At 67.9% G+C, this 4779-nt stretch carries 5 protein-coding genes; 4 read left to right on the top strand and 1 reads right to left on the bottom strand.

The genetic code is table 11. The features are described from left to right. The 3 genes from AC5RUJ_RS11345 to AC5RUJ_RS11335 form a co-directional block, all read left to right on the top strand. Positions 1-612 (top strand): thiamine pyrophosphate-dependent enzyme (locus tag AC5RUJ_RS11345; protein ID WP_494155881.1); only part of this gene is annotated, 612 nt, incomplete at its 5' end. Beyond that, positions 609-1865: a M20 family metallo-hydrolase gene (locus tag AC5RUJ_RS11340; protein WP_494127752.1), complete on the top strand. Its 1257-nt coding sequence runs from the start codon at positions 609-611 to the stop codon at positions 1863-1865. The genes AC5RUJ_RS11345 and AC5RUJ_RS11340, both read left to right, overlap by 4 nt. A gap of 28 nt (positions 1866-1893) precedes the next feature. Beyond that, on the top strand, positions 1894-2598 hold the full coding sequence (locus tag AC5RUJ_RS11335; protein ID WP_494013254.1) for a DsbA family oxidoreductase: 705 nt from the start codon (positions 1894-1896) through the stop codon (positions 2596-2598). A gap of 67 nt (positions 2599-2665) precedes the next feature. Here the strand turns inward: AC5RUJ_RS11335 and AC5RUJ_RS11330 are convergent, their stop codons facing one another. Further along, complete coding sequence (locus AC5RUJ_RS11330) at positions 2666-3304, bottom strand: dihydrofolate reductase family protein (protein WP_494127751.1); 639 nt, start codon at positions 3302-3304, stop codon at positions 2666-2668. A gap of 246 nt (positions 3305-3550) precedes the next feature. Here AC5RUJ_RS11330 and AC5RUJ_RS11325 point away from each other — a divergent pair, with 246 nt between their 5' ends. Further along, entirely contained in the window at positions 3551-4741 is a 1191-nt protein-coding gene (locus AC5RUJ_RS11325; protein ID WP_494127750.1) for an MFS transporter, read from the top strand. Positions 4742-4779 lie beyond the last annotated feature (38 nt).

Genomic DNA, 4779 nt, shown 5'->3' with positions numbered 1-4779 from the left:
GAGTACGAGCGCTTCAGCTCCCCGGTGCCGGCCGACGGCGGCCGCGGCGTGGACCTGAACGAGTGCATGGCGGTGCTGCGCGAGGAACTGGACGACGACGCCGTCATCACCTACGGCGCGGGAAACCACGCGCTGTGGCCGGCACGCTACCTGCCACACTCGGCGGCCGACTCGCTCGTGGCACCGCGCAACGGCGCCATGGGGGTCGGCATCCCTGCCGCCGTGGCGGCCGGATTGATCTTCCCCGGCCGGCAGGTGGTCTCCGTGGCCGGCGACGGCTGCTTCCTCATGAACGGGCAGGAGTTCGGGACGGCCGCGGCGTACGGCAGCGCGCCGGTGGTCATCGTGGTGGACAACGGGTGCTTCGCGACCATCCGCGAGCACCAGGAGCGCAGCTATCCGGGCCGGCCGTCGGGCACGGAGCTCACCAACCCGGACTTCGCGCAGTGGGCCCAGTCCTTCGGTGGCTACGGCGAACGGGTGGAGCGGACAGCTGATTTCCGCGATGCCTTCCGCCGCGCCGTCGACAGCGGCAAGCCCGCCCTGCTGCACGTGCTGCAGGACCCATCCGTGCGGTCACCGAAGACCGGAGAACAGGAGGACGCGCGATGAGCGGGCTGGATTCACACGACGACGCACGCTTCTTGCGGGACTTCGAGGCGCTGAGCGGGTTCGGGGCGACGGAGAACGGCGGGGTCCACCGGCTGGCCGGATCGGCGGCGGACGGCGAACAGCGGCGCTGGTTCACCGAACTGCTGGAGTCGAAGGGCTTCCGCGTGGAGTTCGACCAGATAGGCAACCAATTCGGCCTGCTGGAGTTGGTGCCGGACGCGCCGTTTGTGGTGGTGGGCTCGCACCTGGACTCCCAGCCGACCGCGGGTAAGTACGACGGCGCCTACGGTGTCCTCGCCGCCGCCCACGCCGCGTTCCGGCTGGCGGCCGAATGGCGCTCCTCGGGCACGGTGCCGCGGCACAATCTGGCGGTGGTGAACTGGTTCAATGAGGAGGGCGCGCGGTTTAAGCCCTCGATGATGGGCAGCTCGGTCTACACCGGAAAGATGACCGCCGCTGCCGCGTTGGCGGTGGAGGACCCGGCCGGTATTACGGTCGCGGAAGCGCTGCAGTCCATCGGCTGCCTCGGGTCCGGAACGGGGCCGGCGGCGGTCTACTGCGCCGAGATCCACATCGAGCAGGGCCGGAGCATGGAGCGCGACGGCGTGACGATCGGCCTGGTGGATTCGAACTGGGCGGCGAACAAATACGAGTTCGTGGTGCACGGCGAGCAGTCGCACACCGGCTCCACGGTGATTGCGGACCGGAAGGATGCCCTGCTGGGGGCCTCGATGCTGGTGGTGGCGGCGCGGGAAATCGCGGACCGGTTCCCCGGCGTCCTGCACACCTCCGTGGGCCAGCTCGACGTGTATCCGAATTCCCCCGTCGTCGTGCCGTCCCGCGTGAACCTGTTGCTTGACCTGCGGTCTGCCGACGAGACGGTACTGGCCGAGGCCGACCAGATGCTGCACGAGCGGATGCTTCAGATCGAGCGGGCCGCGAACGTGCGGATCGACAAGGGCGGCTCCCACTGCTGGCCCGTGACGCCCTACCAGCCCGAGGGCGTGGAACTGGCCGAAAAGGCCGCGGTCGACCTCGGCCTTTCCTACCGGAAGGTGAAGACCCTGGCCGGGCATGACTCGACGAACATGAAGGACATCGTTCCGACGATCATGCTCTTCGTGCCCTCGGTCGAGGGCATCTCGCACAACGAGCACGAGTACACCAGGGACGAGGACATCGTGGCAGGCCTGCACATGCTCACGGACGTGGTCCGGCGCCTGTGCCACGGCGAGCTGGACCGCGCGGAATAGCCGACCCGCGCTCTTTGTTGACAAGTCCATGAAGATTGAGATCTGGTCCGACATTGCCTGCCCCTGGTGCTTCATCGGCAAGCGCCGCTTCGAAACGGCCCTGGAGGGCTTCGAACACAAGGACCAGATCGACGTCGAATGGCGCAGCTACCAGCTCGACCCCACCCTGCCGGAACACTATGACGGCACCGAGACCGAGTACCTGTCCCGGATGAAGGGCATGCCGCAGGACCAGGTCAAGCAGATGTTCGCCCACGTCACGGCGCAGGCCGAAGGCGAAGGGTTGAACTACGACTTCGACTCCGTGGTGGTGGCCAACAGCTTCACCGCGCACCGCTTCCTGCACCTGGCCAAGGAGCACGGCGTGATGGACCAGGCCAAGGAAGCCCTGCTGTCCGGCCATTTCGAGCAGGGCAAAGACATTGGCGACGCGGAGTATCTGGTGGGCATGGGCGTCGAACTGGGCATTCCCGAGACGGAGATCCGCGAGACGCTGGCCGGCGACCGCTTTGCCGCGGAGGTGCGCGCCGACATCGCCGAGGCCCGCGCGCTCGGCGTGAACGGGGTGCCGTTCTTCGTGCTGGACCGCAAGTACGGGATTTCCGGGGCGCAGCCGGCCGAGGCGTTCGCGCAGGCGATTCGGCAGGCGTGGAACGAGCGCAGCCCGCTGACCGTGCTGCCGCAGTCGAAGACCGACGACGGCGCGGTGTGCGGCCCCGACGGCTGCAACTGACCTGACCGGACCGGAACCGGCGGGCTGCTACCCGAAGCGGCCCGCCGGTTTTCTTGTGTCCTATGCCTTATCTTGTGCCCTGCGCGTTGCTGGGCGGCCCGTCGAGCACGGTGGGGACGTACTCGAGCAGCTGGAGCCGGCCGTCGAAGGTCCTGCTGTCCACCATCTCGAGCGCGACGTCCGGGTAGCCGTCGTAGATCCGCTCCCGGCCGGTGCGGCCGGTGATGACCGGGAAAACGACCAGCCGGAAGCGGTCCACGAGCCCCGCGGTCAACAGGGACCGGCACAGGCTGAGGCTGCCGAGGGTGCTGAGCTTGGTCCCGGCGCGTTTCATCTCAGCCACGGCCGCGACGGCATTCCCGGTGACCAGTTCCGAGTTCGGCCAGGTCAGCGGCGCCTGCAGCGTGGAGGAGAAGACGACCTTCGGCACGGCGGCGAGGCCGGTCAGGCTGGCGCCCTCATCTTCGGAGAATTCCGAGGACCCGGCCGCAGCCTGCTCGGACATGCCGGACATCAGCCTGTAGGTGTTCGCGCCCAGGAGGAAGGTGTAGTCCTTCTCCCCCTCCTGCTCGAGCCAGGCCAGATACTCCGGGCCCTCCAGCCCCCACCAGCCGGGCCAGCCCACGGCCGAGGCATAGCCGTCCAGCGAGATGATCAGGTCCACCATCAGGTTCGCAGATTGCGCCTGCGCAGTTGTCTCGCCCATCGCACGCTCCTCGCTCTGCCAGGCGCTTGGCCGACATGTTACTCCCGAAGCGATAGGTTGTTGAAGGTGCTCCGGGCGCCCAAGCGCCCGGAGCGAAGGTCCGCTTCCCTGAACTGTGGCGGTCGCTGTCCCCTTGGGCGACCGGCGAAGCACCCTGGCTGCACACTGCGGTTCCATCCGCGTGTGCAGCGCATGTACTGATTGGCCGGCCGACGCTTCGGCCCGAATGAGAGGACCGATAGCGGGATGAATCAGCAACCGACGAGGCTCTGGACCAAGAACTTTATTCTGGCCATCGTCGTCAACCTGTTCATCTCCCTGGTTTTCTACATGCTGATGACCACGATGGCGCTCTACGCCGTGGACCGCTTCCAGGCCTCCGACACCGCCGCCGGTTTCACGTCCAGCGCGTTCGTGCTCGGGTCGGTCATTGCGCGGATCTTCGCCGGCCGGCTGCTGGACGTCGTGGGCCGCCGGAAGATGATCCTGGCGACCATGGCCGTGTTCGTGGCCGCCTCGCTGCTGTACATTCCCACCGGTTCGCTGACCTGGCTGCTGGTGCTGCGCATCGTGCACGGCATGGCCTTCGGCGCGGGCACCACCGCGGTGGCTGCCTCGGCGCAGACCCTCATCCCCCACACCCGGCGCGGAGAGGGAACGGGGTACTTTGGCCTGTCCACCACGCTCTCGACGGCGGTGGGCCCCTTCGTCGGCGTGCTGCTGGCGGGGCTGGGCAACTACGATGCGATGTTTTACTTCTGCGCCGCCGCCTCCGTGGTTGCCCTGGTGGTGGCCCTGTTCCTGCGGGTGCCGGAACTGCCGGCCGCGAAGCGATCCGGCAGGTTCCGGATGAGCCTGAGCGATATTTTCGAGACGGCGGCCCTGCCCATCTCCTGCATCATCCTGCTGGCCGGGACCTCCTACTCCGGCATCCTGATCTTCCTGACCTCCTACGCGGAGTCGCGAGGCTCCACCTCCGCGGCCAGCGTCTTCTTCCTGGTCTATGCGGGGGCGGTGCTGGTCTCCCGCCTGTTCGCCGGCCGGATCCAGGACCGCCGCGGCGACAACAGCGTCATGTACCCCACCCTGATCTCCTTCGTGCTGGGGTTGGCGCTGCTGATCCCGGACCCCACCCTCCTGACCATCATCGGCTCGGCGATCTTCAGCGGCATCGGCTTCGGCACCATCATGTCCGGCGCGCAGGCGATTGCGGTGAAGGTGTCGCCGGCCATGCGCATCGGCACGGCCACGTCCACCTTCTTCCTGGCGCTCGACCTCGGTTCCGGGCTCGGCCCCATCCTCCTGGGCACGCTGGTTCCGGTTCTCGACTACCCGGGCATGTACGCCCTGCTGGCCGTGGTGATGGTGCTGACCACCCTGCTCTACTTCTTCGTGCACGGCCGCCGGAAGGGTACCGCCGGAGCCGTCGGCGCCTAGGGTCGCGGCGGCGGGCCTGGCGTCGCGGCGATGAGGGC

Source organism: Arthrobacter sp. Y3223164 (genome assembly GCF_059091005.1).
The sequence above is the reverse complement of the archived record's forward strand: the minus strand, read 5'-3'. Positions and strand labels throughout refer to the sequence as shown.

Coding starts and splice junctions, on each gene's coding strand:
- AC5RUJ_RS11340 (WP_494127752.1), top strand. CDS start 609: ATGAGCGGGCTGGATTCACACGACGACGCACGCTTCTTGCGGGACTTC.
- AC5RUJ_RS11335 (WP_494013254.1), top strand. CDS start 1,894: ATGAAGATTGAGATCTGGTCCGACATTGCCTGCCCCTGGTGCTTCATC.
- AC5RUJ_RS11330 (WP_494127751.1), bottom strand. CDS start 3,304: ATGGGCGAGACAACTGCGCAGGCGCAATCTGCGAACCTGATGGTGGAC.
- AC5RUJ_RS11325 (WP_494127750.1), top strand. CDS start 3,551: ATGAATCAGCAACCGACGAGGCTCTGGACCAAGAACTTTATTCTGGCC.